Genomic DNA, 20,188 nt, shown 5'->3' with positions numbered 1-20,188 from the left:
ATTTACGGAGAGACTGTTGCACCAGGAACATCAAACAGCGCGGCTGCCGTACCACGCCTCCCACTCCGCTCCCAACGCCTAGAGCCGCCTTGCCAGCAGCTCCGACAGTCTCCGAAGTCCCGCCTGCAAGCGTCCCCGGTCCTGCACGCTGCCCAAGGAGATGCGGATGGCATTCACCTGCGGGGCTGCGCCGCCGACGGCGAACGCCTCTGCCGGCATCACGGCGATGCCCTCGCTGCGGGTGGCCTGCGCCAGCTGCGACGAGGCCCAATACGCCGGCAGTTCCAGCCACACGTGCAGGCCGTCTCCGGCGCCGCGGTACCGCCCTGCCAGAAGATCCCCTGCCATGCGGTGCCGCAGCCGCGCCTCCTTGCGCACGCCTTCCATCAACCGGGCGGCCGAACCGTCGAGGATCCACTGCGTGGCCAACGCAGCCGTCAGGGGCGTGGCCATGAGCGCGAAGGACCTCAGCGCGGCCAGGAATCGCTCGCGCTCCCGTGGATCACGCAGCAGCACGAAGGCGACGCGCAGGCCGGGCGTCAGGCATTTCGACAGGGTCGCGATGTAGGTCACCTGCTCCGGCGCGAACGTGGCGATGGGCGGCGGCGGGTGGTCGGCCAGGAGCCAGTAGGGGTCGTCCTCGACGATGCGCAGCTTGCAGCGCTGCGCGATGCGGGCCAAGGCTTGGCGCCGGTGCTCCGGCATGGTGATGGCGGTCGGGTTCTGCAGGGTCGGATTGAGATACAACAGCCCGGGGCGGTGCAGCCGGCACGCCTGCTCCAGCGCTTCGGGAACCATTCCCTGCCCGTCCGTTTCCACTGCCACGATGCGCCGGCCGGACTGCGTTGCCGCAGCCAGCAGGCCGGGATACGTGGCGGGCTCCGCGAGGATCGCATCGCCCGGCTCCGTCAGCGCCAGGATCGACGCAGCGATCGCTGCCTGCGCCCCGGGGCAGACGACCACCTGCGCCGCATCCACATCGCCCAGCATCGGGCGGAGCCAGCGGGCCCCGGCCTCCCGGTCGGCATCGCCGCCCCCGCCCGGGTGGTACGTCATCAGCAGGCCGGCATCGGACCGCATCAGGACCTGGGACACGCCCTGCTTGAGCAGGTCGCCGAAGTCCACGCCCTTGGGTGGCGGCGGGATGTTCATGCCCAGGTCGAGGACCGGGGCCCCTTCGGCTTTCGGCGCCGCGACATAGGTGCCGCGGGCGCCGCGCCCCTCCAGCAGGTGGCGGCGCCGGGCTTCGGCGTAGGCGCGGGTGACGGTGGTGAGGTCGATGCCCAGCCGTGCCGCCAGCACGCGCTGGGGTGGAAGGCGGTCGCCCGGGCTCAGGGTTCCGCCCTCCACCGCCGCCTGCAGTGCATCCGCGATCTGCAGGAAGCGCGGCCCGCCCCGCGTGGCCACGCGGGGCAACCAGGAGGGGACGTCGTCGTCATGCATGGAGGATGGATGGGGATACGCCTTGCGCGGCATGTATGGATATTGCTTTTCCATACTATGCCGGGAACGGGCGGCGGCTTCATCCCGGTGCCATCCACCGGGCGAGCGGCTGCCCACCCCACCCACACCCTGCCCGGCACTGCCCGCGTCAGGCCACCCGTCTGGAAACTCTCAGCATGATCGATTGGGTCCCCGTAGCCTTCCTCACGTTCAAGGTCCTCGTCTTCGGCACCTGCATGTTCCTTGCCATCAAGTGGCACTACGACCAGGACAAGAAGACGCTGGACAAGCGCGCGCTGCTCATCAATGCGGCCAAGGTGGGCGCCGCCTTCCTGGTGGCGCTCGCGGTCGTGCTGTGGTTCACGTTCAGCCTGGCCCGGCATCTCGGCATGGACCTGAGCCTGCCGTGAAGCCAGGTCCGGGCCACGGGCAGCCTTGGCGTCAATCCATCCGGATGTTGCGTTCCTTGATCAGCTTGCCCCAGCGCGCCATCTCCTTGTCCAGGTGGGTGGCGAGCTGCGCGGGCGTGCTGCCGATCGGCTCGGCGCCGATGGCGTCGAAGCGGGCCTTGGTGTCGGGCTGTTTCATCGCGTCCAGCAGGGCCGCGTTGATCTTCTGCACGATGGGCGCGGGCGTGCCGGCCGGGGCGAACACCGCGAACCAGGGCGAGACCTCGTAGCCGGGCACGCCGGCTTCGGCGATGGTGGACACGTTGGGCAGCGCGGCCGAGCGCTTGGCGCTGGTCACACCCAGCGCGCGCAGCTTGCCGGCCTGGATGTGCGGGACGGCCGAGGTGATGCTGTCGAACATCAGGTCCACCTGCCCGCCCAGCATGTCGGTGACGGCCGGGCCGCTGCCCTTGTAGGGCACGTGCAGCAGGTTCAGGCCCGCCATGGAGGCGAACACCTCGCCCGCCAGGTGGATGGAGGTGCCGTTGCCGGCCGAGGCGTAGGTGAGCTTGCCGGGCTCGCGCTTGGCGTGCGCGATGACGTCGGCCACCGTCTTGTCGGGGCTGTTGGCGTTCACGACGAGCACGTTGGGCACCACGGCCAGCAGGCTGATGGGCGCGAAGTCCTTCACCGGGTCGTAGCTGAGCTTGGCGTAGAGCGCCTTGTTCGTGGCCATGCCGATGGAGGTGATCATGATCGTGTAGCCATCGGCCGGCGACTTGGCCACGGCGTCCGCGCCGATGTTGCCGCCCGCGCCGGGCCGGTTCTCGATCACGAAGGGCTGGCCCAGGGCACGGCCGGCGCGCTCGCCGAGCGTGCGGGCGATCACGTCCATCGCGCCGCCGGGCGGGAACGGCACCACCCAGCGGATGGGCTTGGCGGGCCAGGGGCCCTCCGACTGGGCGTGCGCGGTGGCCGGCAGGAAGGCGGCGGCCGCCACGGTGGCGATGGCGCCGGCCGCGAGGGCCAGGGTGCGGCGGCGGCTGGGCAGGGTGTGGGGGGTGATGGACGAGGCCATGGTCTTTGTCTCCAGGTTTGTGATTCGTGAGTCGCCTCCAGGCAGCGGTCGGGCCGCCTGGGCTCAGTTCGGGGGGGCTGCCGCGGCGGTGGCGCCGCGGCCCATGTCCACATGCACGGGCGCGAGGCCGTCGCGGGCCCGGTCGAAGCGGCGCAGCGCCTCGGGCAGCACCTCCACGCCGAAGCCGGGGCCGTCGGGCAGCTGCAGGGCGAAATCGCGCACGTCCATGGGCGCGGCGACGATGTCGTCCACCAGCAATTGCGGGCCGAACAGTTCGCAGTTGTGGTGCGCGCCGGGCAGCGTGGCGAACACGTGGGCCGATGCGGCGCTGCCGAGGGACGTCTCCAGCATGGTGCCGCCGTACCAGCCGATGTCTGCGGCCTCGGCCACGGCGGCGACGGCGCGGGTGCGCAGCAGGCCGCCGTGCTTGGCCACCTTCAGCGAGAAGACGTGGCAGGCGCCCTGCCGCGCGAGCAGCATCGCGTCCTGCGGCGTGCAGACGGTTTCGTCGGCCATCACCAGCGCGCCGGCGGGCAGGCCGGCGGTGAGCTGGCGCAGGGCCTCCACGTTCCATTGCGCGACGGGCTGCTCGATCAGGGTCACGCCCGCATCGATGAGCTGGGGCACGTAGCGGCGCGCGGTGTTGCCGTCCCAGGCCTGGTTGATGTCCACCGTCATGTCGGCGCGCCCGTCCAGCCCGCGCGCGATGCGGGCCACGTGGGCCACGTCGTCCTGCGGGGAGCGCGCGCCGATCTTCAGCTTGAAGATGCGGTGGCGGCGCGCTTCCAGCATGCGCTCGGCCTCTTCCACGTCGCGCGCGGAGTCGCCGCTGGCGAGCGTCCAGGCCAGCGGCAGGCTCTCGCGCTGCTTGCCGCCCAGCAGTTGCCAGGCGGGCAGGCCCAGCGAGCGCGCCACGGCGTCGATGGCGGCCATCTCCACGGCGCTCTTGGCGAAGCGGTTGCCCTTGCAGACGGCGTCCATGCGCTGCAGCAACTGCTCGAAGCGGCCCGCGTCCTGCCCGGCCACCGCGGGGCCGAGGTACTGCGTGATGGCGTGCAGGATGGTTTCGGGGGATTCCTCGTTCCACGACGGGCCGCCGATGGTGGCGGCCTCGCCGAAGCCGCAGGCCCCGTCCGACAGCCACAGCTGCACCACCACCGGGCTCTGGCGGTGGATGGCGCCGAACGAGAACTTGTGCGGCCGGATGGTGGGAATGTCGAGGATGCGGGCCTCGATGCGCTCGATGCGCAGGCCGGCGGGAGCAGGTGCGGTCATGGGGGGGGACGGGTGGATGTGCGGGCTTCGGGTGCGACCTTATCCCGCGGAAAGCATCCGATCCAATGGTATATATCGCACGCTCCGTTCGATCCCATCGAACGATTTCCTGCACCTGTCCGGAGAACCTTTCCATGGAGCTGCGCCAGTTGCGCTATTTCCTGAGCGTGGCCGAGACCGAGCACCTCACGCAGTCGGCCGACGCGCTGTTCGTCACCCAGTCCACCCTGTCGCACGGGCTGCGGCAGCTGGAGGCCGAACTGGGCCTGCCGCTCTTCGACCGGCTGGGGCGGGGGCTGAAGCTCTCGCAGGCGGGCATGGCCTTCCGCAGCCACGCGGCGCGCGCGCTGCGGGAGCTGGAGGCCGGCCGCATGGCGCTGGCCGACATGGCGGGGCTGCAGGCGGGCACGCTCACCGTGGGCGTGATTCCCACCTTCCTCACGCACCTCGTGCCGGACGCGGTGGCCGCCTTCAGCGCGGATTACCCGGGCGTGCAGGTGGTGGTGCGCGACCTGCGCGGCGGCCCGATCGAAGAGCAGCTGATCGCCGGGCGGCTGGACGTGGGCATCTCCTTCCATCCCGCGCAACGCGAAGAGATCGAGGCGGAGCCGCTCTTCGAGGAGCGCCTGCAGCTGGTGGTGCATGCGGGCCACGCGCTCGCGCGCCGCCGCAGCCTGCGCATGCGCGAGCTGGCCGGCGTGCCGCTGGCGCTGCTGCCGCAGAGCTTCGCCACGCGCCGCATGATCGACGCGGCCTTCGCCCAGGCCGGCGTGGCGCCGGTGGTGCGGGTGGAGATGGAGTCGGTGGACGCGCTGCTGCACGCCTGCCGCGGCGGGCCGCTCGCCACCATCGCGGCCGAGCGCGCGGCGGGCCAGGCCGGGCCGGGCATGCGCGCGATCACGCTGACCGATCCCGCCACGGTGCGCCGCGCGGGCGTGCTGTGGCGCCGGGACGCGTCGCGCAGCGCGGCGGCACGCGAGTTCGTGGCGCGATTGCGGCCGGTGGCGGGCCCCCGCGCCGCGGCTACCGTTGCCGCCACTCGGCCGGCCGCGTGCCGGACAATGCAGCGATGAACGACTCTCCCCTGCAGAACACCGACGAGGCATCGCCCGACGACCACGAAGCGCCGATCCAGGAGGCGCGCCTGTGGAGCGACGGCCGCTGGACGGCCGAAGTGATCAAGAACGAAGACGACGACGGCTGGGCCGTGTCGATGACGCTGCGCGGCGAATCCGAGCCGGCGCTGGTGGGCCCGTGGACGATGGGCCGCGACAAGAAGAACCCCAAGCCGCTGGACGTGACCGCCTTCCACACGCTGGTCAAGACCGCCTCCGAAGTGCTGCGCCGCCACGAGCAGCAACTGCATGCGCAGCTGCACAAGGAGGTGGCCGTGGGTGCCGGCGCGGACCTCGTCCGCGTGGCGCTGCGCATCGTGCCGGACGAGGAATATCCGTACGCCGTGCTGACGGCGCACGACGCTTCCGGACAGCTGCTGGGCGAGGCGCGCGTGGAGGCGAACTTCAGGCTCGGCCAGGGCAGCGCGCTGGCGTGGATCGAGAGCGGTTATTCGCCCCGGGGGCGCTGATGGTACCGATGCCCGCAGGTGGCCATAGCTGCCGGCATTGGAGTCCCGCGCGGGCCGGGAGCACCGGGTAGCCCCTTCCGCGAATGTCCCCCGGCTTCGCCTCCTCCTTGATTTCGCTGCAGGGGCTACCCGGCACTCCCGACCATTTCAACGCTCTGCCGCGCCAGCCTTCGCAAAGCCGCAGCGGCGCTGGCCGCCTGCGGTGGTGGCATGCCCCGCGCAGCGAAATCAAGGAGGAGGCCGCAGGCCGGGGGACATTCGCGGAGCGGGGCATGCCACCACCACAGGCCACCCCGAACCCAGGCGCAAGACGCAGCCCGGTCAGCCCTGCGCCGACGCCGGCAGGCCGAACACGCGGTCGAACACCCAGTTGAACACGAAGGTGTAGCCCAGGAAGAACAGCAGCAGGCCCATGTCCATCACGAAAGCCTCCCACAGGCCGATGCCGAACCACCAGGCCAGCACGGGCACGAGGACCAGCGCCAGGCCACCCTCGAAGCCGATCGCGTGCGCCACGCGCCGCGCCGTGCTGCGGCCGCGCACCGCCTGGCGCGACTCCCAGCGCTCGAACGCCCAGTTGAACACCACGTTCCACACGATGGCGATGCCCGAGGCGATCGCGGCGACGGCGCCCGAGTGGCCCGCGCCCTGCCCGGTCGCCCACATCATCCCGAACGTGGCGAAGGCGATGGCGATGAGTTCGTACAGCGTGACGTACACCACGCGGCGGACGGGGCCCTGCAGGCCGGAAGGACGGGAAACGGTCGAAGACGGAGTGGAGAACATGGGGGCACTTTATGTGCGCGGCACTGATATATAAAGTCAGCTTCTTTCAGTTTTTCTGATACTTCGCTGCCATGGCTTTTTCTTCCGACAGCGTGCAGGTGTTCCTGGCCGTGCTGGACCACGGATCGTTTTCCGCCGCGGCGCGGGCGTTGTCGCGGGTGCCCTCGGCCGTGAGCATGACCATCGCCCACCTGGAGGCCGAGCTCGCCGTGCAGCTGTTCGACCGCAGCGGGCGCGAGCCCCGCCCCACCCCCGCGGCCCGTGCGCTGGAGCCGCAGGCGCGGCTGCTGGGCGCGCAGTTGCGGCAACTGAATGCGCAGGCCCTGTCGCTCACGCAGGGGCTGGAGGAGCGCCTGACGATCGCGATCGCGCCCGAGCTGCTGGCCGGCCCGTGGACCGAGGCGCTGGCCGCGCTCACCGCCGACTATCCGCAACTGCAGGTGGAGGTGCTGGCCGCGCCGCAGGCCGATGCCATGGCCCTGCTGCATGCCGGACGCGCCCAGCTGGCGCTGGTGTTCGAGCGCTCCAGCCTGGACGGGCGCGAAGGCTTCCAGGAAGTGGGCAGCGCCACGCTGGTGGCCGTCATCGCGCCGCAGCATCCGGTGATGCAGGCCGCCGCGGGCGCGCCGCTCAGCGAGGCCCACCTCACCACCACCCGCCAGATCGTCGTGGCCGGCCGCGACCTGGCGCAGACCGATCCGCGCTTCGTCTTCGCGCGCCACCACTGGCGCGCCGACAACCACTTGGCGGCGCTGGGCCTGATCGAAGCCGGCCTGGGCTGGGGCTGGCAGCCGCGCGAACTGGTGGAGCCGCGCATCCACGCCGGCACGCTGGTCGAGATGCCGTTCGACAACCTCAGCAACGGCGTGAAACTGTGGGTGGACGTGGTGTGGTCCAAGGAGCGCCCGCAGGGCCTCGGCGCACGGCGTTTCGTGGAATGGATCCGCGCTTCCGCGAAGACCGCGGCGGACCGGGACGGCTGAATGCGGGAGCGGCCGTGCGGCCCGCCGCACAAATCGGTTTGCAGAAATTACAAACGGCAAAACGGCGGTGCGCCCAGGCGCCCTAGACTGGCGGCCCGACCGACGGATGGAACCACCCCGACCCATGCCAGCGCCGCAGAAAATCAACTACCACCACACCGGCCCCTACAACCGCGTCGTCTTCCAGGAAGAATTCACCGAGCGCTTCAGCACGAGCGGCCGCTACAGCGCCGCCGCCATCCCGGACATGCTGAGCCTGCTCGGCATGATCGAGCGCGACACGGCCATCAACGACGTGCGCCAGGCCGCCTACATGCTGGCGACCGTGATGTGGGAGACCACCTCGCCGCAGACCATCACCAGGGTGGCGACCAACAAGAAGGGCCAGCCGATCCTGGACAAGCACAAGAAGCCGGTGGTCCTCAAGCAGCGGAAATGGCTGATGACCATGGCGCCCGTGAGCGAGATCGGCCACGGCAAGGGGCGGCAGTACCACGAGCCCGTCAAGGTCAAACCGCTGCCGGACGGCGGCGTGCGCATCACCGAGCAGGACGGCGACCAGTTCAAGGTGACGGCCGGGGGCGACGTGTCGCCGCTCACCAAGGGCGCCACCATGGGCACCAAGGACGGCGGCGCCGCGAGCAAGGTCTACGACGCCGACGACGGTGCCGAGCACGCCTACTACGGCCGCGGCTACGTCCAGCTGACCTGGTGGTCCAACTACGCCAAGGCGGGTGTGGCCCTGGGCCGCGGGCTCGACCTGCTGAACGATCCGGAACTGGTGAAGACGGCGGAAGTCGCCTATGCCCTGATGTCGCACGGCATGCGCACGGGCGCCGGCTTCGCGAACGGCCGCAAGTTCTCGATGTATTTCGCGGGCGACGTGACCGACTACGTGACGGCCCGCAGGATGGTCAACGGCAGCGATCATGCCGAGGACATCGCCGCGATCGCCCGGAAATTCGAAGCCATCCTTCTGAAATCGGTTCCCGCGGCCGCCAACGCCCCCGCTCCCGCAGCCCAGCCCTGATCCCGCCATGACCCAGTCCCCTTCCCCAGCCCGCCGCCCCCGGACCACCCGGCTCCTCGTCCATGCCCTGCTGTGGGCCGGCGCCTGCCAGCTCGCGGCCGCCGGTGCCCCGCCGAATGCCACCGCTGCGGCGGCGGCGGCACAGAACCGCTGCGGCTGGTTCGACAACCCGACGCCGGGCAACGCCACGCTGGTGGACAAGGACGGCGAGTGGACGGTCGGCGTGCAGGGCGGGCACCAGGCCGGAGGAAAGTGGCCCGCGTTCTCCAAGTCCCGCTGGGTGCAGACCGGCAACGGCAGCGCGGGCTACGGCTGCGCCTGCCTGAAGATGAGCGCCCGCCCCGGAACGCAGGAAGTGGCGAACATCGTCTCGGCCCGCTCGCAGCCGCTGGCGACCTGCCGCAACGACAAGGCGCTGGCGGGCAAGGAGCCGGAGAACCCGCTGAAGTGAGGTAGACCGCCCCCGGAGACGGAGGCAGGACGCCATGCCCGGGCAGGCAGGCGCATGCCCCATGGCGGGTGACGGATCCGCGCCACGGCGGCGCGACAATTGATGAGAATAAATCTCATTGCATGTATCATCGCCGCCCGCAACGGCCGGGCCCGGATGCCGCAGGCCGCGGCATCCCGCCGCGTTGCCTGGCCCGATCCTCACCGTCCAACGCTCCGACATGTCCCAGCCCCTGCCCACGGCGCCGTCGCGCCGCCGCCCGCCCCTGGCCCTCTCCCTGGTCACGCTCTGCGTGCTGTCCGCCGCGCGCATCGCCGCGGCGCAGACCGCCCCCGAACCCTCGCCGGCCCCGGCGCCCACCGCGGGCACGGGCACGCCGGCCACCGCCACGCTGCAGGAAGTGCAGGTGCGCGACGCGGGCGATGCGGCCCAGGGTTACCAGGGCGTGCAGCGCAACACCGCCGCCACGCGCACCGACACCCCGCTCATCGAAACCCCGCAGGCCGTGCGCGTGGTGCCCCGCCAGCTCATCGAAGACCTGGGCGCGCGGCGCCTGGCCGACACCGTGGACTTCGTGAGCGGCGTCACCCGCATGAACGACTTCGGCGGCACCTGGGACAACTACGCGATCCGCGGCTTCAGCAACACCGACGGCGGCTCGCTGCTCAACGGCTTCGCCTCCGGCCGCGGCTACGGCCCGCAGCGCGATGCGGCCACCATCGAGCGGGTGGAGTTCCTGAAGGGCCCGGCCGCCGCGCTCTACGGCAGCAGCGAGCCCGGCGGCACGCTCAACGTGGTCACGAAGAAGCCGCAGTTCACCGCCGCGCACAGCGCCGGCCTGCAGATCGGCACGCTGGGCCTGCGCCGCGCCACGCTGGACACCACCGGCCCGATCACGCAGAACCTCGCCTACCGCCTGAACGTGGTGGCCGAGGACGGCACCAGCCGCACGCACCTGGTGGACAACCGCAAGTACGTGGTCGCCCCGGCCTTCACCTGGACGCTCGGCGCCGACACCGTGCTGCAGTACGAGGCCGAGATCATCCGCATCCGCACGCCGCTGGACCGGGGCGTGGTGCAGGTGGGCGGCAACGCCCTGGCCCTGCCCGCCGACCGTTTCCTGCAGGAGCCCGACCGCGGCAACCTGCACGTGAACGGCGACACGCACCAGGTCACGCTCGACCATGACCTGGGCGGCGGCTGGCGCACGCGCCTGGGCGGCACCTACCGCGAGACCGAGTTCTACGGCAATGCCGTGGACTTCGGCACGGGCCAGATCGGCCTGCTGGCCGCCGACGGGCGTACGCTGGCGCGCACCGACAGCTGGCGCACCCTGCCCTCGCGCGACGTGTCGGTGCAGGGCGAGGTGGAGGGCAAGTTCAGCACGGGCGGCCTGCGCCACACGGTGCTCGCGGGCGTGGAATCCTGGCGCCTGTACATGGGGCAGGACATCCGCTATTCCGCGCAAAAGTACCCCATCGACATCTACGCGCCGGTCTACGGCACCGTGCCGCGCGGCCCGCTGGTGCAGGGCTATCTGCAGGACGACCGCCTGCGCGCCACCGGCCTGTTCCTGCAGGACCAGATCGACCTGACGCCGCGCTGGAAGCTGATGGCGGGCCTGCGCTTCGACCGCTTCCACCAGGACTTCGTGAACTGGATGGCGAATGCGCGCCAGGTGCAGCAGCACTCGGCCGCCACGCCGCGCGTGGGCCTGAGCTACATGGTCACGCCGGACAGCTCGGTGTACGTCTCCTACGGCCGCTCGTTCCGCCCCAACGCCGGGGCCGACGCCGCAGGCAACGCCTTCGATCCGCAGGAGGGCAAGGCATGGGAGGCCGGCGCCAAGTGGCAGTCGCCCGACCAGCGCCTGAACGCCTCGATGGCGGTGTTCGACATCCGCAAGACCAACGTGCTCACGCGCGACCCGAACAACGGCAATTTCAGCGTGGCGGCGGGCGAGGTACGCAGCCGCGGCATCGAGGCCGACGTGGCCGGCCGGCTGGATGCCCACTGGCGCCTGACGGCCAACGCGGCCTTCACCGACACCGAAGTGCTGCGCGACAACAACCCCGCCCTGGTGGGCAAGCGCCTGCTGGGCATTCCGCGCGTGAGCGCCGGCCTGTTCGCCCTCCGCGAAGACCGCCTGGCCTCGGGCGGGCGCTACGGCGTGGGCGCGGGCCTGGTGCACGTGGGCGAGCGCACGGGCACCGCCACCGACACCTACCGGCTGCCCGCCTACACCACCGCGCGCCTCACGGGCTACTGGCAGATCGACCCGCGCACCCGGCTCACGCTGGACGTGAACAACCTGTTCGACAAGCACTACGCCGCCGCGTCGTGGAATGCCATCGCCGTCATCCCGGGCCTGGGCCGGCAGGTGGTGGCGGGGGTGCAGGTGAAGTTCTGAGGCCGGGCGGGCCCGGCCGCGGCCACCGCAGCGGAAAGCCGCTGCCGCTATAAGATGCATAGCGGCAGCGCGGCCTCCCCCTGCGCCGCGCCGCAGACCAGGAGCCTTCCCATGTCCGACACCCCCCATCCCGGCGCCCAGACGTTCCAGCTGCGCGACCCGGCGCTGGCCGAGCGCTGGGCCCGCTGGCAGCCCCGGCCCGCCGGCAAGTCGCAGTCCTTCTCCCTGGGCGACTTCGATCCCGGCAAGAGGCCCTTCTCCCTCGGCGACAAGGCCACCGACAAGGCCGCCGTGCAGGACCTGGCCGCCGAACTGGACGGCCTGCAGAACCTCTTCTACGCCGACCGCCGCTTCAAGCTGCTGGTGCTGCTGCAGGGCACCGACACCTCGGGCAAGGACGGCACCGTGCGCGGCGTGTTCGGCCAGACCAGCCCGCTCGGCGTGCGCGTGGTGGGCTGGAAGGCGCCCACCGAGACCGAGCGCGCGCACGACTACCTCTGGCGCATCCATGCCCAGGTGCCCGCGGCCGGCGAAACCGTGGTCTTCAACCGCAGCCACTACGAAGACGTGCTGGTGCCCGTCGTGCAGGGCTGGATCACGCCCGAGCAGCACGCCCAGCGCCTGGCGCACATCAACGACTTCGAGCGCATGCTGGCCGAGACCGGCACCGTGATCGTCAAGTTCATGCTGCACATCGGCAAGGACGAGCAGCGCGAGCGCCTGCAGGCCCGGCTGGACGACCCGGCCAAGCACTGGAAGTTCGAGATGGGCGACATCGCGGCGCGCAAGCAATGGGACGACTACCAGCGTGCCTACGAGGCGCTGCTGCCGGCCACCCACACGCCCTGGGCGCCTTGGACCATCGTGCCGGCAAATTCCAAGACGCACCGCAACCTGATGATCGCCACCGTGCTGCGCGCGGTGCTGCAGAACCTGGATCTGCGCTATCCCGAAGGCGATCCGGCGCTGGCGCATTTCACGGTGGAGTGAAGCGGCGGCGGCGCGGGAACGCCGCTGGAGGGTCTATGCATTAAATGCATGATTCTGTAACGCACCGGCCTTGGACAGTGCGGGAGGCGAGGCATAAAGTCCTTCTCCTGACCCCGATCCTCCAAGGAACCCCTTCATGTCGAACACCAACGACACCCTCGTCCAGCACGCCGTGCCCTCCTACCTGCAGGCCGACCACCTCGGCCCCTGGGGCAACTACCTGCAGCAGGTGGACCGCGTCACGCCGTACCTCGGCGGCCTCGCGCGGTGGGTGGAAACGCTCAAGCGTCCCAAGCGCATCCTGATCGTGGACGTTCCCATCGAAATGGACAACGGCACCATCGCCCACTTCGAGGGCTACCGCGTTCAGCACAACCTGAGCCGCGGCCCCGGCAAGGGCGGCGTGCGCTTCCACCAGGACGTGACGCTGTCCGAGGTGATGGCCCTCTCGGCCTGGATGTCGGTGAAGAACGCGGCCGTGAACGTGCCCTACGGCGGCGCCAAGGGCGGCATCCGCGTCGATCCCAAGAAGCTCTCGCGCGGCGAACTCGAGCGCCTGACGCGCCGCTACACCAGCGAGATCGGCCTGCTGATCGGCCCCTCGAAGGACATCCCCGCACCCGACGTGAACACCAACGGCCAGGTCATGGCCTGGATGATGGACACGTACTCGATGAACGTGGGCGCCACCGCCACCGGCGTGGTCACCGGCAAGCCGGTGGACCTGGGCGGCTCGCTGGGCCGCGTCGAGGCCACGGGCCGCGGCGTGTACACCGTGGGCGTCGAGGCGGCCAAGCTGACGGGCCTGCCGATCGAGGGCGCGCGCATCGCCGTGCAGGGCTTCGGCAACGTGGGCGGCATCGCCGGCAAGCTGTTCGCCGAGGCGGGCGCCAAGGTCGTCGCCGTGCAGGACCACACCGGCACCATCATCAACAAGAGCGGCCTGGACGTGCCCGCCCTGCTGGCGCACGTCAAGCAGACCGGCGGCGTGGGCGGCTTCGCCGGCGCCGAGGCGATGGCGAAGGACGACTTCTGGGGCGTGGAGTGCGAGATCCTCATCCCCGCCGCGCTGGAGAACCAGATCACCAAGGACAACGCCGGCCAGATCAAGGCCAAGCTGGTGATCGAAGGCGCCAACGGCCCGACCACCACCGAGGCGGACGACATCCTGGCCGACAAGGGCGTGCTGGTGCTGCCCGACGTGATCGCCAACGCCGGCGGCGTGACGGTCAGCTACTTCGAATGGGTGCAGGACTTCTCCAGCTTCTTCTGGAGCGAGGACGAGATCAACGCCCGCCTGGTGCGCATCATGCAGGAGGCCTTCGCCGGCATCTGGCACGTCGCGCAGGAACACAAGGTGACGCTGCGCACCGCCACCTTCATCGTGGCCTGCCAGCGCATCCTGCACGCCCGCGAAATGCGCGGCCTGTATCCCTGATGCACTGACTTCGGCAAGACCGATGCCCTCCCCGCCGTGCGCGCCCACCGAGCGTGCATGGCAGGAAGAAGCCGCCAGCGCCCTACCCGGGCCTGGCGGCTTTTTTCTATGGCATGGCAAAAGCACCGGTCAGGCCGGGCGGCGGGGCTCGACGCGCAGTGCCAGGCAGAAGGGCTGCGCGCAGGGCGCGCGGCCCTCGTAGGGGCAGCCCGGCTGGTCGCAGGCCGGCAGTGCGCCCCGGCGTGCGGCGGCCTCCGCTTCCTCGTCCTCCGGACGCCATCCACCCGCCTGCAGCGCCGCCATCTGCAGCCAGGGGTCGGCCCGCATCGCCGCCTGCTGCATCCACTCGCGGCCATAGAGCGCGGCCTGCGGCGGTGGCTGGAACTCCAGTGACAGCAATGCGCTGGTGCGGCCCGCCGCGCCTGGCTCGCCCGCTCCCTGCTGCAGCACCAGCGCGAACACACCCGAATCAAGCCGGCCCATCCGCCCCGGGAACGGCAGTGCCAGCGAGGGCGCCGCAGTGCTTGCGGCATTCGGGCCCGACGCACCGGGCGCGCCTGCCGTGGCGGTAGCGGCGCCCGCAGCCGATGCTGATGCCGCGGCGGTCGCACCGCGCTCCGCCCAGGCGGCGGGCACCTGGAGCGTGAAGGTGAATCCGCGCTCGCCGTCCTGCGCCAGGACGCTGCCCTGGCCCACGCGCCAGGTCTGCAGGGCGGCCGCCGCCCCGCCCTGCGCGGCCAGGGCATCGCGCAGGCCCTGGGCCAGCCCGGCCGTCCACGGCTGTGCCGCCACCACGCGCACGGCCTCCCCGCCGCTGCCCTCTCCCAGGCGGTGCGCCAGCAGGCCGAGCAGCGTGCGCATCGGGCCCGAAACCCCGCCGGCCGGCCAGGCCTCGCCCGCGCCCCCCACCACGCCCGGGCCTGCCGTGGCGGCGGGCGCCGGCAGGGCCATGCCGGGCGAGGCACCGCCCGCCAGGCGGCCCGCGGCAGGGGATTCCCGGCCGGGCACGCCGGACGGCGCACCGCCCGCCATGCCGGCGCGTGGCGGCGGCGCCGTGCCTGCGCCGCCCGCGGCGGCCTCCGCGGTGCGCGCCCGCTCGCGGGCTTCGGGGGAGACGCTCACCCGGTCGGCGGAAGGGAGCGGCAGAGGGGGAGGCGCAGCCGCCGCCCCGGGCGCCGGAGCAGCCGCCGGCGCGGATCCGTCGGCCCGGTCGCTGCCGAGCAGCATGCCCTGCCGCTGCAGGGCAGCTTCCGCCAGCAGGCGTGCCAGCGGCGCCTGGGGCGGGCGGGGTGGATCGATGGACGAAGGGGGCATGGCACTCCGGACCGGGCCGCGCCCTGCGCACGCAGGCGCACAGGCGGCCCGGCTGGGATTCTGCGCCGGGGCGGGCCGGAATGCCACGTCCGCCGGCACCTGCCCGGCCGTGGACGCGGCACGTACCAGTGCCGTGCCGGGCCCGGCGGCTGGGGTGCTACGGCGGCTGCGGCGTTATGGCGGCAGGGCCCGGAACGGCGTCATCGTGGCCCCACGGGGACACCCGATCGCCCGGGCGGCCCTGCCCTGCCCGTTCAGGGCGCGGCGGCTTCGCGGGCCACGGCCTCCAGCTGGTCGCGCAGGGCCTGCTGCAGCAGGGGCGAAGGCGGCGTGGAAGCCTCTTCGGACGCCTTGTAGACGATGCCCGTGCCGTCGCCCTGGAGCGTCGCCACGCGGCGCACCACCATGAGCTGCTGGGTATTGCTGGAAGCGCCCTGCGAGTAGCCTTCGCCGTCGTTCACGCTGTAGTTCATCGCATACGCGCGCAGCAGCGAGCCGCCGCTCGTGACCCGCACGCACAGCACCGTGCCGGCCAGCTCGCCGGACACTTGGTGCTCGCACCCGAAGAGCCCGTCGCTGCTGACGGCCAGGCCGTTGCCGCTGCGGGTGGCCGGCTGGAAGCCGCTCAGCTGCACGGCGTCGGTGCGCACGCCTTCGGAGCCGATCGAGGTGAAGGTCCAGAGGCCCAGGAGGCTGGGCGCCGTGCGGGGGTAGCCGAAATTGAAGCGGGAAATCGCTTTTTCGGGCTCGTTCGGGAAGGTGATGAAGCCGGTGGTGCCGCTCGTGAAGCGGATGCTGACGTTGCCGGGGCTGCCGGCTTCGGCGCCGGACTGCGCGGGGCCGCCGAAGTACGGCCCGCCGGTGTAGCGGTTCAGGCGCGCCGTGACCCGGTTGTTGGACACCTGCCCGACGGCCAGGTAGAAGGTCGGCTGCCCGTTGCCTTCATAGGCGTACATCTGCAGCGCGAGGGTGCCGTTCTGCACGTCCACCGACAGGCCCCGGCCGGGCTTGCCGTTCACCTCCGAAGTGACGACCCAGGTGCCCGCCTGGGGCTCGTAGGCGTGCGCGCCCATGGCGCAGGCCAGCAACGCAGCGGCTGCCCATTGTTTGAAACCCAAAGCGCTCTCCTCCGAATAGTGGGTACGTTATACCCAAATGGGGAGGAATCGTGAACTTTTGTAATCCATTGTCCCACCGTGGTACTGGGGCCCTGCAGTCGTCAGGGCTGCGTAAGCCGGACGGTCTAGCCCTCATCGCGCCCCCGGCAGCATGCGCTCCAGAACGCCGTCACGGCGCACCCGGTGGTGGTAGAGCGCGGCCGCCACGTGCAGCAGCACGACGGCCCAGGCCACGTACTGGCCGATGAAGTGGTGCACGGCATCGATCGGCGCCTCGAAGGCCTCCCAGCCCACGCCCCAGGTGCGGCCGATCCAGCGGAACAGGGCCGTGTCGTTGAAGCCGGGAACGGTGAACAGGCCGAAATCCGTCGGTGCCCCGGTGCCGATGTAGCCGGTGAGCGGCATCACGATCAGCAGTCCGTACAGACCCCAGTGCGCGGCACGGGCGAGCGCATGTTCGAGCGGCGCGCCCGGCGGGTCGTCGGGCTGCGCGTCCAGCCACCGCCAGAGCAGCCGCGGCAATACCAGGAAGCCCACCAGCAGTCCCAGCACCCAGTGGATGTTCAGCACGGGCAGGGACGCGTCCGAGGTGTCGTCCATGCACCAGATGACGTAGTAGACGACGGCATAGGCGCCGATGAACGCGGCGGCGCTCGTCCAGTGGAAGAATTGGGCGAGCGCGCCGAAGCGGGTCGCGGTGTTGCGCCACTGCATGGCCGTGTGCTCCTGGTTGCGTGGTGGAGAAAATGCCGTCAGTGGGCGAGCAGGCCTGCCAGCAGCCGGTCGAGCCCGCGCTGTGCCTGGGCGAGGCGCGCGGCCGGGTCGCCGTCCGGCTCGGCGATCCAGAACGAGGCCTCGGTGACCGCGCCATAGAGCATCCTCGCCGTCACTCCCGCATGCACGGGCGCCACGGTGCCGCTGGCGATCAGGCCTTGCAGGGCCTCTTCCAGCGCGGCGATGGCCACCGATTGCGCGGCCTGCGGAACGTCGCCGAACACCGCGCGCGCATCCTGCAGGATGATGCGGCGGATCTCGGGCACCAGGGCCAGCTCGAGGTAGGTCTGGCAGCGGCGGCGCAGTCCCTCCCACGGATCGGGCGCGGCCTGGGAGACTTCCTGCAGGCGCTCGCCCACTTCGGCCTCGATCTGCCCGATGACCGCCACCAGCAGCCCCTGCTTTCCGCCGAAGTGGTGGTAGAGCGCCCCGCGGGTGAGCCCGGCCTCGGCCGTGAAATCGTCCATCGACGTGCCGGCGTAGCCCTGCTCGGCAAAAGCACGGCGGGCCACGGCCAGCAGGCGGGCACGCGTGGCGGCCATGGCGTCGGCGCGCGTGCGGCGCGGGGCCGGCGCGGCCTGCGCGGAAGGAGATGATCGCTTTGGCATACGGCGCGTATGTTAATCCACATACGTACCGTATGCGAAACCATCACACCTCCCACCAGCGCGGCAGCAGCCGCCGCACCTCGGCCCGCGCGAAACGGTCGTCGATCAGGTGCACCACGCCCTCGTCGCTCGGCGTGCGGATCACGCGGCCCGCGGCCTGCACGACCTTCTGCAGGCCCGGGTAGAGGTAGGTGTAGTCGTAGCCGGCCCCGAAGAGCTGCTCCATGCGCGCGCGGATCTGCTCGTTCACCGGGTTGATCTGCGGCAGGCCCAGCGTGGAGAGGAAGGCGCCGATCAGCCGACGCCCGGGCAGGTCGATGCCCTCGGCGAAGGCGCCGCCGAGCACGGCGAAGCCGATGCCCTCGCTGTCCTCCGTGAAACGGGCCAGGAAGGCGCGCTGCTCGGCCTCCTGCATGCGACGGGACTGGCACCAGTGCGGCAGCGCCGGATGGCGGCGGGCGAAGGCCTCGGCCACCTGGGCGAGGTAGTCGTAGCTGCTGAAGAACGCCAGGTAGTTGCCGGGCCGCTCGCTGAACTGCCGCGCCATCAGGTCGGCGATGGGCACGGCCGAGGCGGCGCGGTGCGCGTAGCGCGTGGAGATGTGGCGGGCCACCTGCACCTGCAACTGCGCGGCGGCGAAGGGGGAAGCGACCTCGGTGGCCGCATGCCCTGCGGGCAGGCCCAGCAGGTCGGCGTAGTAGCGCGTGGGCGCCAGCGTGGCCGAGAACAGCGTGGCGGTGCGGGCGGCGGCGAAGCGCGGCGCGAGGAAGGGCGCGGGCACGATGTTGCGCACGCAGACCGTGGAGCCGCCCGGCGCGGCGCCTGCGGGCCGCTGCACGTCCACGAGGGAGTGGGCATCGAGCAGTTCGGCCATGCGCAGCGCCTGCAGGGCTTCGAGGTAGAAGGCCTGCAGCGCGCCGTCGGCCTGCTCGGGGTGTTCGGCGAAATGCTCGCCCAGGGAACTGCTGCCCTGTTGCAGCGCCGCCAGCAGCTTCGGCGGAAAGCCTTCCGGCTGCACCACGTAGCTGGCCGCGCCCGCGGGCCGCGCGGCCGCCGGCGCCTGCGCTTCCACCGCCTTGTCCAACGCGACCCACGCGCGGCGGATGCGGTCCAGCGCCTTCTTCACGACCGGCACCGCGGCGGCCGTGGGCGAGCGGCGCGCCTCGTGCAGCGTGCCGGGCAGCAGTTCGGCCGTGTACATGCGGCGCCCGCGCTCGACGAGGTTGTGCGCCTCGTCCACCAGCACGGCCACGCGCCACTGGTTGGCCTGCGCGAGGCCGTGCAGCATCGCGCCCAGGTCGAAGTAGTAGTGGTAGTCGCCCACCACCACGTCGGCCCAGCGCGCCAGCTCCTGCGAGAGGTAGTAGGGGCACACGCCGTGGGCCAGCGCGGCCTCGCGCACGCGGGCCTGGTCCAGCGCCAGCGGGCCAGTGGCGTGGGTGGCGGTCGGGGCGGTCGCAACGTTCGTGGCGAAGGCGCGCGGGCCGAGCGCCGCGGCGCGGGCGGCGGGCAGCCGGTCGTAGAAGCCGCGCGCCAACGGGCAGGCGTCGCCATGGCAGGCCTGGCCCGGGTGCTCGCAGGCCTTCTCGCGCGCGACGAGTTCCAGCACGCGCAGCGGCAGGGCGCCGCCGCGGCCGTCCTCGCGCGCGGGCCCCGCCATGCGCGCCAGCGCGTCCAGCGCCACCTGCCGGCCCGAGGTCTTGGCGGCCAGGAAGAAGATCTTGTCCAGCCGCTCGCCGGGCGCCGCCTTCAGCAGCGGGAACAGCGTGCCCGCCGTCTTGCCGATGCCCGTGGGCGCCTGGGCCAGCAGGCAGCGGCCGGCGGTGGCGGCGCGGTAGACGGCCTCGGCCAGGGGCCGTTGCCCGGTGCGGAAGGCGCCGAACGGGAACGCCAGCGCGGCCAGGGCGGCGTCGCGCGCCCGGCGGTGCGCCACCTCCTGCGCGGCCCAGGCCACGAAGCGGCGGCACTGCGTGTCGAAATGCGCGCGCAGCGCTTCGGCGGTGCAGCGCTCGGTGAACACCACCTCCTGCTGGGTGCCGATGTCGAAGTACACCAGCGCCACCTCGACCGCGCCGAGCTGCCGCGCCTCGCACAGCAGCCAGCCGTAGACCTTGGCCTGCGCCCAGTGCAATGCGCGGTGCGACGCGGGCTGCCGGTCCAGCCGGCCCTTGAAGGTCTTGACCTCTTCCAGCCGGCCGGCGGCGGCATCGAAACCATCGGCCCGGCCCCGCACCCGCAGGTGCAGCGGGCCGTCGCGCCAGTCGCCGGCGAGCGTCACCTCGCGCTCGTAGCCGGCGCCGCGCCGCCCGCCCACCACCGCATGGCCGGCGATGCCTTCGAGCGCGGTGGGCGCCGGTGTGAAGCGCAGGTCCAGGTCGCCGGCCTTGGCGGTGAACTCGCACAGTTCGCGCACCGCGACGGTGTAGCTGGGGTCCAGGCCCGGATCCTGCTGCGGGCCGGACGCCGGCTCCGCGCCGTCCGGGGGCACGGCCATGGGCACCGCCTGCATGGTGCGC

General features: G+C 71.7%; 18 protein-coding genes. 9 read left to right on the top strand and 9 right to left on the bottom strand.

The features are described 5' to 3' along the window. Positions 1-78: 78 nt before the first annotated feature. The gene (locus Q9R47_RS15090; RefSeq protein WP_311234017.1) at positions 79-1,443 is read right to left on the bottom strand and encodes a PLP-dependent aminotransferase family protein; all 1,365 of its coding nucleotides are present in this window, start codon (positions 1,441-1,443) and stop codon (positions 79-81) included. A 176-nt stretch (positions 1,444-1,619) separates the two neighbouring features. On the opposite strand from Q9R47_RS15090, the gene Q9R47_RS15085 reads away from it, so the two are divergent. After that, positions 1,620-1,853, top strand: coding sequence for a hypothetical protein (locus tag Q9R47_RS15085; RefSeq protein WP_311234016.1), 234 nt, complete (start codon positions 1,620-1,622; stop codon positions 1,851-1,853). Between the two features lie 31 nt (positions 1,854-1,884). Here Q9R47_RS15085 and Q9R47_RS15080 read toward each other — a convergent pair whose 3' ends face one another. Then, positions 1,885-2,910, bottom strand: a complete 1,026-nt coding sequence (locus tag Q9R47_RS15080; protein WP_311234015.1) for a tripartite tricarboxylate transporter substrate binding protein — start codon at positions 2,908-2,910, stop codon at positions 1,885-1,887. A gap of 63 nt (positions 2,911-2,973) precedes the next feature. Beyond that, the gene (locus Q9R47_RS15075; protein WP_311234014.1) at positions 2,974-4,185 is read right to left on the bottom strand and encodes a muconate/chloromuconate family cycloisomerase; all 1,212 of its coding nucleotides are present in this window, start codon (positions 4,183-4,185) and stop codon (positions 2,974-2,976) included. Positions 4,186-4,319: 134 nt separating this feature from the next. On the opposite strand from Q9R47_RS15075, the gene cynR reads away from it, so the two are divergent. Together cynR and Q9R47_RS15065 are read left to right on the top strand one after the other, a co-directional pair. Further along, the gene (gene cynR, locus Q9R47_RS15070; RefSeq protein WP_311234013.1) at positions 4,320-5,258 is read left to right on the top strand and encodes a transcriptional regulator CynR; all 939 of its coding nucleotides are present in this window, start codon (positions 4,320-4,322) and stop codon (positions 5,256-5,258) included. Then, the gene (locus Q9R47_RS15065) at positions 5,255-5,770 is read left to right on the top strand and encodes a hypothetical protein (RefSeq protein WP_311234012.1); all 516 of its coding nucleotides are present in this window, start codon (positions 5,255-5,257) and stop codon (positions 5,768-5,770) included. The genes cynR and Q9R47_RS15065 overlap by 4 nt, the downstream gene beginning before the upstream one ends. 321 nt (positions 5,771-6,091) lie before the next feature. On the opposite strand, the gene Q9R47_RS15060 is transcribed toward Q9R47_RS15065, so the two are convergent. Beyond that, entirely contained in the window at positions 6,092-6,556 is a 465-nt protein-coding gene (locus Q9R47_RS15060; RefSeq protein WP_311234011.1) for a PACE efflux transporter, read from the bottom strand. 71 nt (positions 6,557-6,627) lie between these two features. Between Q9R47_RS15060 and Q9R47_RS15055 the strand changes: the two genes are divergently transcribed. The 6 genes from Q9R47_RS15055 (at position 6,628) to Q9R47_RS15030 (ending at position 13,858) form a co-directional block, all read left to right on the top strand. Next, entirely contained in the window at positions 6,628-7,539 is a 912-nt protein-coding gene (locus Q9R47_RS15055; RefSeq protein ID WP_311234010.1) for a LysR family transcriptional regulator, read from the top strand. 124 nt (positions 7,540-7,663) lie between these two features. Further along, complete coding sequence (locus Q9R47_RS15050) at positions 7,664-8,569, top strand: glycoside hydrolase family 19 protein (protein ID WP_311234009.1); 906 nt, start codon at positions 7,664-7,666, stop codon at positions 8,567-8,569. Between the two features lie 7 nt (positions 8,570-8,576). Continuing rightward, entirely contained in the window at positions 8,577-9,020 is a 444-nt protein-coding gene (locus tag Q9R47_RS15045; protein WP_311234008.1) for a DUF4087 domain-containing protein, read from the top strand. A 220-nt stretch (positions 9,021-9,240) separates the two neighbouring features. Beyond that, a complete protein-coding gene (locus Q9R47_RS15040; RefSeq protein WP_311234007.1) occupies positions 9,241-11,430 on the top strand; it encodes a TonB-dependent siderophore receptor in 2,190 nt (729 codons plus the stop codon). Between the two features lie 111 nt (positions 11,431-11,541). Further along, on the top strand, positions 11,542-12,420 hold the full coding sequence (locus Q9R47_RS15035) for a PPK2 family polyphosphate kinase (RefSeq protein ID WP_311234006.1): 879 nt from the start codon (positions 11,542-11,544) through the stop codon (positions 12,418-12,420). A gap of 136 nt (positions 12,421-12,556) precedes the next feature. Then, positions 12,557-13,858 carry a Glu/Leu/Phe/Val dehydrogenase gene (locus Q9R47_RS15030; protein ID WP_311234005.1) on the top strand — a complete coding sequence of 434 codons (1,302 nt, stop codon included), beginning with the start codon at positions 12,557-12,559 and terminating at the stop codon, positions 13,856-13,858. 129 nt (positions 13,859-13,987) lie between these two features. Here Q9R47_RS15030 and Q9R47_RS15025 read toward each other — a convergent pair whose 3' ends face one another. The 5 genes from Q9R47_RS15025 to Q9R47_RS15005 form a co-directional block, all read right to left on the bottom strand. Continuing rightward, positions 13,988-15,172, bottom strand: a complete 1,185-nt coding sequence (locus Q9R47_RS15025) for a Fe-S oxidoreductase (RefSeq protein WP_311234004.1) — start codon at positions 15,170-15,172, stop codon at positions 13,988-13,990. 254 nt (positions 15,173-15,426) lie between these two features. Further along, positions 15,427-16,290 carry a hypothetical protein gene (locus Q9R47_RS15020; protein WP_311234003.1) on the bottom strand — a complete coding sequence of 288 codons (864 nt, stop codon included), beginning with the start codon at positions 16,288-16,290 and terminating at the stop codon, positions 15,427-15,429. Between the two features lie 132 nt (positions 16,291-16,422). Further along, positions 16,423-17,004, bottom strand: coding sequence for a cytochrome b (locus tag Q9R47_RS15015; RefSeq protein ID WP_311234002.1), 582 nt, complete (start codon positions 17,002-17,004; stop codon positions 16,423-16,425). A 38-nt stretch (positions 17,005-17,042) separates the two neighbouring features. Further along, entirely contained in the window at positions 17,043-17,672 is a 630-nt protein-coding gene (locus tag Q9R47_RS15010) for a TetR/AcrR family transcriptional regulator (protein ID WP_311234001.1), read from the bottom strand. A gap of 43 nt (positions 17,673-17,715) precedes the next feature. Next, positions 17,716-20,181, bottom strand: coding sequence for an ATP-dependent DNA helicase (locus Q9R47_RS15005; RefSeq protein ID WP_311234000.1), 2,466 nt, complete (start codon positions 20,179-20,181; stop codon positions 17,716-17,718). Positions 20,182-20,188 lie beyond the last annotated feature (7 nt).

This window comes from Acidovorax sp. PRC11, assembly GCF_031844105.1.
In the GTDB taxonomy this organism is placed as follows: domain Bacteria; phylum Pseudomonadota; class Gammaproteobacteria; order Burkholderiales; family Burkholderiaceae_C; genus Paracidovorax.
This window is presented reverse-complemented; position numbering and strand designations above follow the sequence as displayed.

What these genes read in the sequence shown, in the direction of transcription:
- Q9R47_RS15090 (WP_311234017.1), bottom strand. Translation starts at nt 1,443, where the DNA reads ATGCATGACGACGACGTCCCCTCCTGGTTGCCCCGCGTGGCCACGCGG.
- Q9R47_RS15085 (WP_311234016.1), top strand. Translation starts at nt 1,620, where the DNA reads ATGATCGATTGGGTCCCCGTAGCCTTCCTCACGTTCAAGGTCCTCGTC.
- Q9R47_RS15080 (WP_311234015.1), bottom strand. Translation starts at nt 2,910, where the DNA reads ATGGCCTCGTCCATCACCCCCCACACCCTGCCCAGCCGCCGCCGCACC.
- Q9R47_RS15075 (WP_311234014.1), bottom strand. Translation starts at nt 4,185, where the DNA reads ATGACCGCACCTGCTCCCGCCGGCCTGCGCATCGAGCGCATCGAGGCC.
- cynR (WP_311234013.1), top strand. Translation starts at nt 4,320, where the DNA reads ATGGAGCTGCGCCAGTTGCGCTATTTCCTGAGCGTGGCCGAGACCGAG.
- Q9R47_RS15065 (WP_311234012.1), top strand. Translation starts at nt 5,255, where the DNA reads ATGAACGACTCTCCCCTGCAGAACACCGACGAGGCATCGCCCGACGAC.
- Q9R47_RS15060 (WP_311234011.1), bottom strand. Translation starts at nt 6,556, where the DNA reads ATGTTCTCCACTCCGTCTTCGACCGTTTCCCGTCCTTCCGGCCTGCAG.
- Q9R47_RS15055 (WP_311234010.1), top strand. Translation starts at nt 6,628, where the DNA reads ATGGCTTTTTCTTCCGACAGCGTGCAGGTGTTCCTGGCCGTGCTGGAC.
- Q9R47_RS15050 (WP_311234009.1), top strand. Translation starts at nt 7,664, where the DNA reads ATGCCAGCGCCGCAGAAAATCAACTACCACCACACCGGCCCCTACAAC.
- Q9R47_RS15045 (WP_311234008.1), top strand. Translation starts at nt 8,577, where the DNA reads ATGACCCAGTCCCCTTCCCCAGCCCGCCGCCCCCGGACCACCCGGCTC.
- Q9R47_RS15040 (WP_311234007.1), top strand. Translation starts at nt 9,241, where the DNA reads ATGTCCCAGCCCCTGCCCACGGCGCCGTCGCGCCGCCGCCCGCCCCTG.
- Q9R47_RS15035 (WP_311234006.1), top strand. Translation starts at nt 11,542, where the DNA reads ATGTCCGACACCCCCCATCCCGGCGCCCAGACGTTCCAGCTGCGCGAC.
- Q9R47_RS15030 (WP_311234005.1), top strand. Translation starts at nt 12,557, where the DNA reads ATGTCGAACACCAACGACACCCTCGTCCAGCACGCCGTGCCCTCCTAC.
- Q9R47_RS15025 (WP_311234004.1), bottom strand. Translation starts at nt 15,172, where the DNA reads ATGCCCCCTTCGTCCATCGATCCACCCCGCCCGCCCCAGGCGCCGCTG.
- Q9R47_RS15015 (WP_311234002.1), bottom strand. Translation starts at nt 17,004, where the DNA reads ATGCAGTGGCGCAACACCGCGACCCGCTTCGGCGCGCTCGCCCAATTC.
- Q9R47_RS15010 (WP_311234001.1), bottom strand. Translation starts at nt 17,672, where the DNA reads ATGCCAAAGCGATCATCTCCTTCCGCGCAGGCCGCGCCGGCCCCGCGC.
- Q9R47_RS15005 (WP_311234000.1), bottom strand. Translation starts at nt 20,181, where the DNA reads ATGCAGGCGGTGCCCATGGCCGTGCCCCCGGACGGCGCGGAGCCGGCG.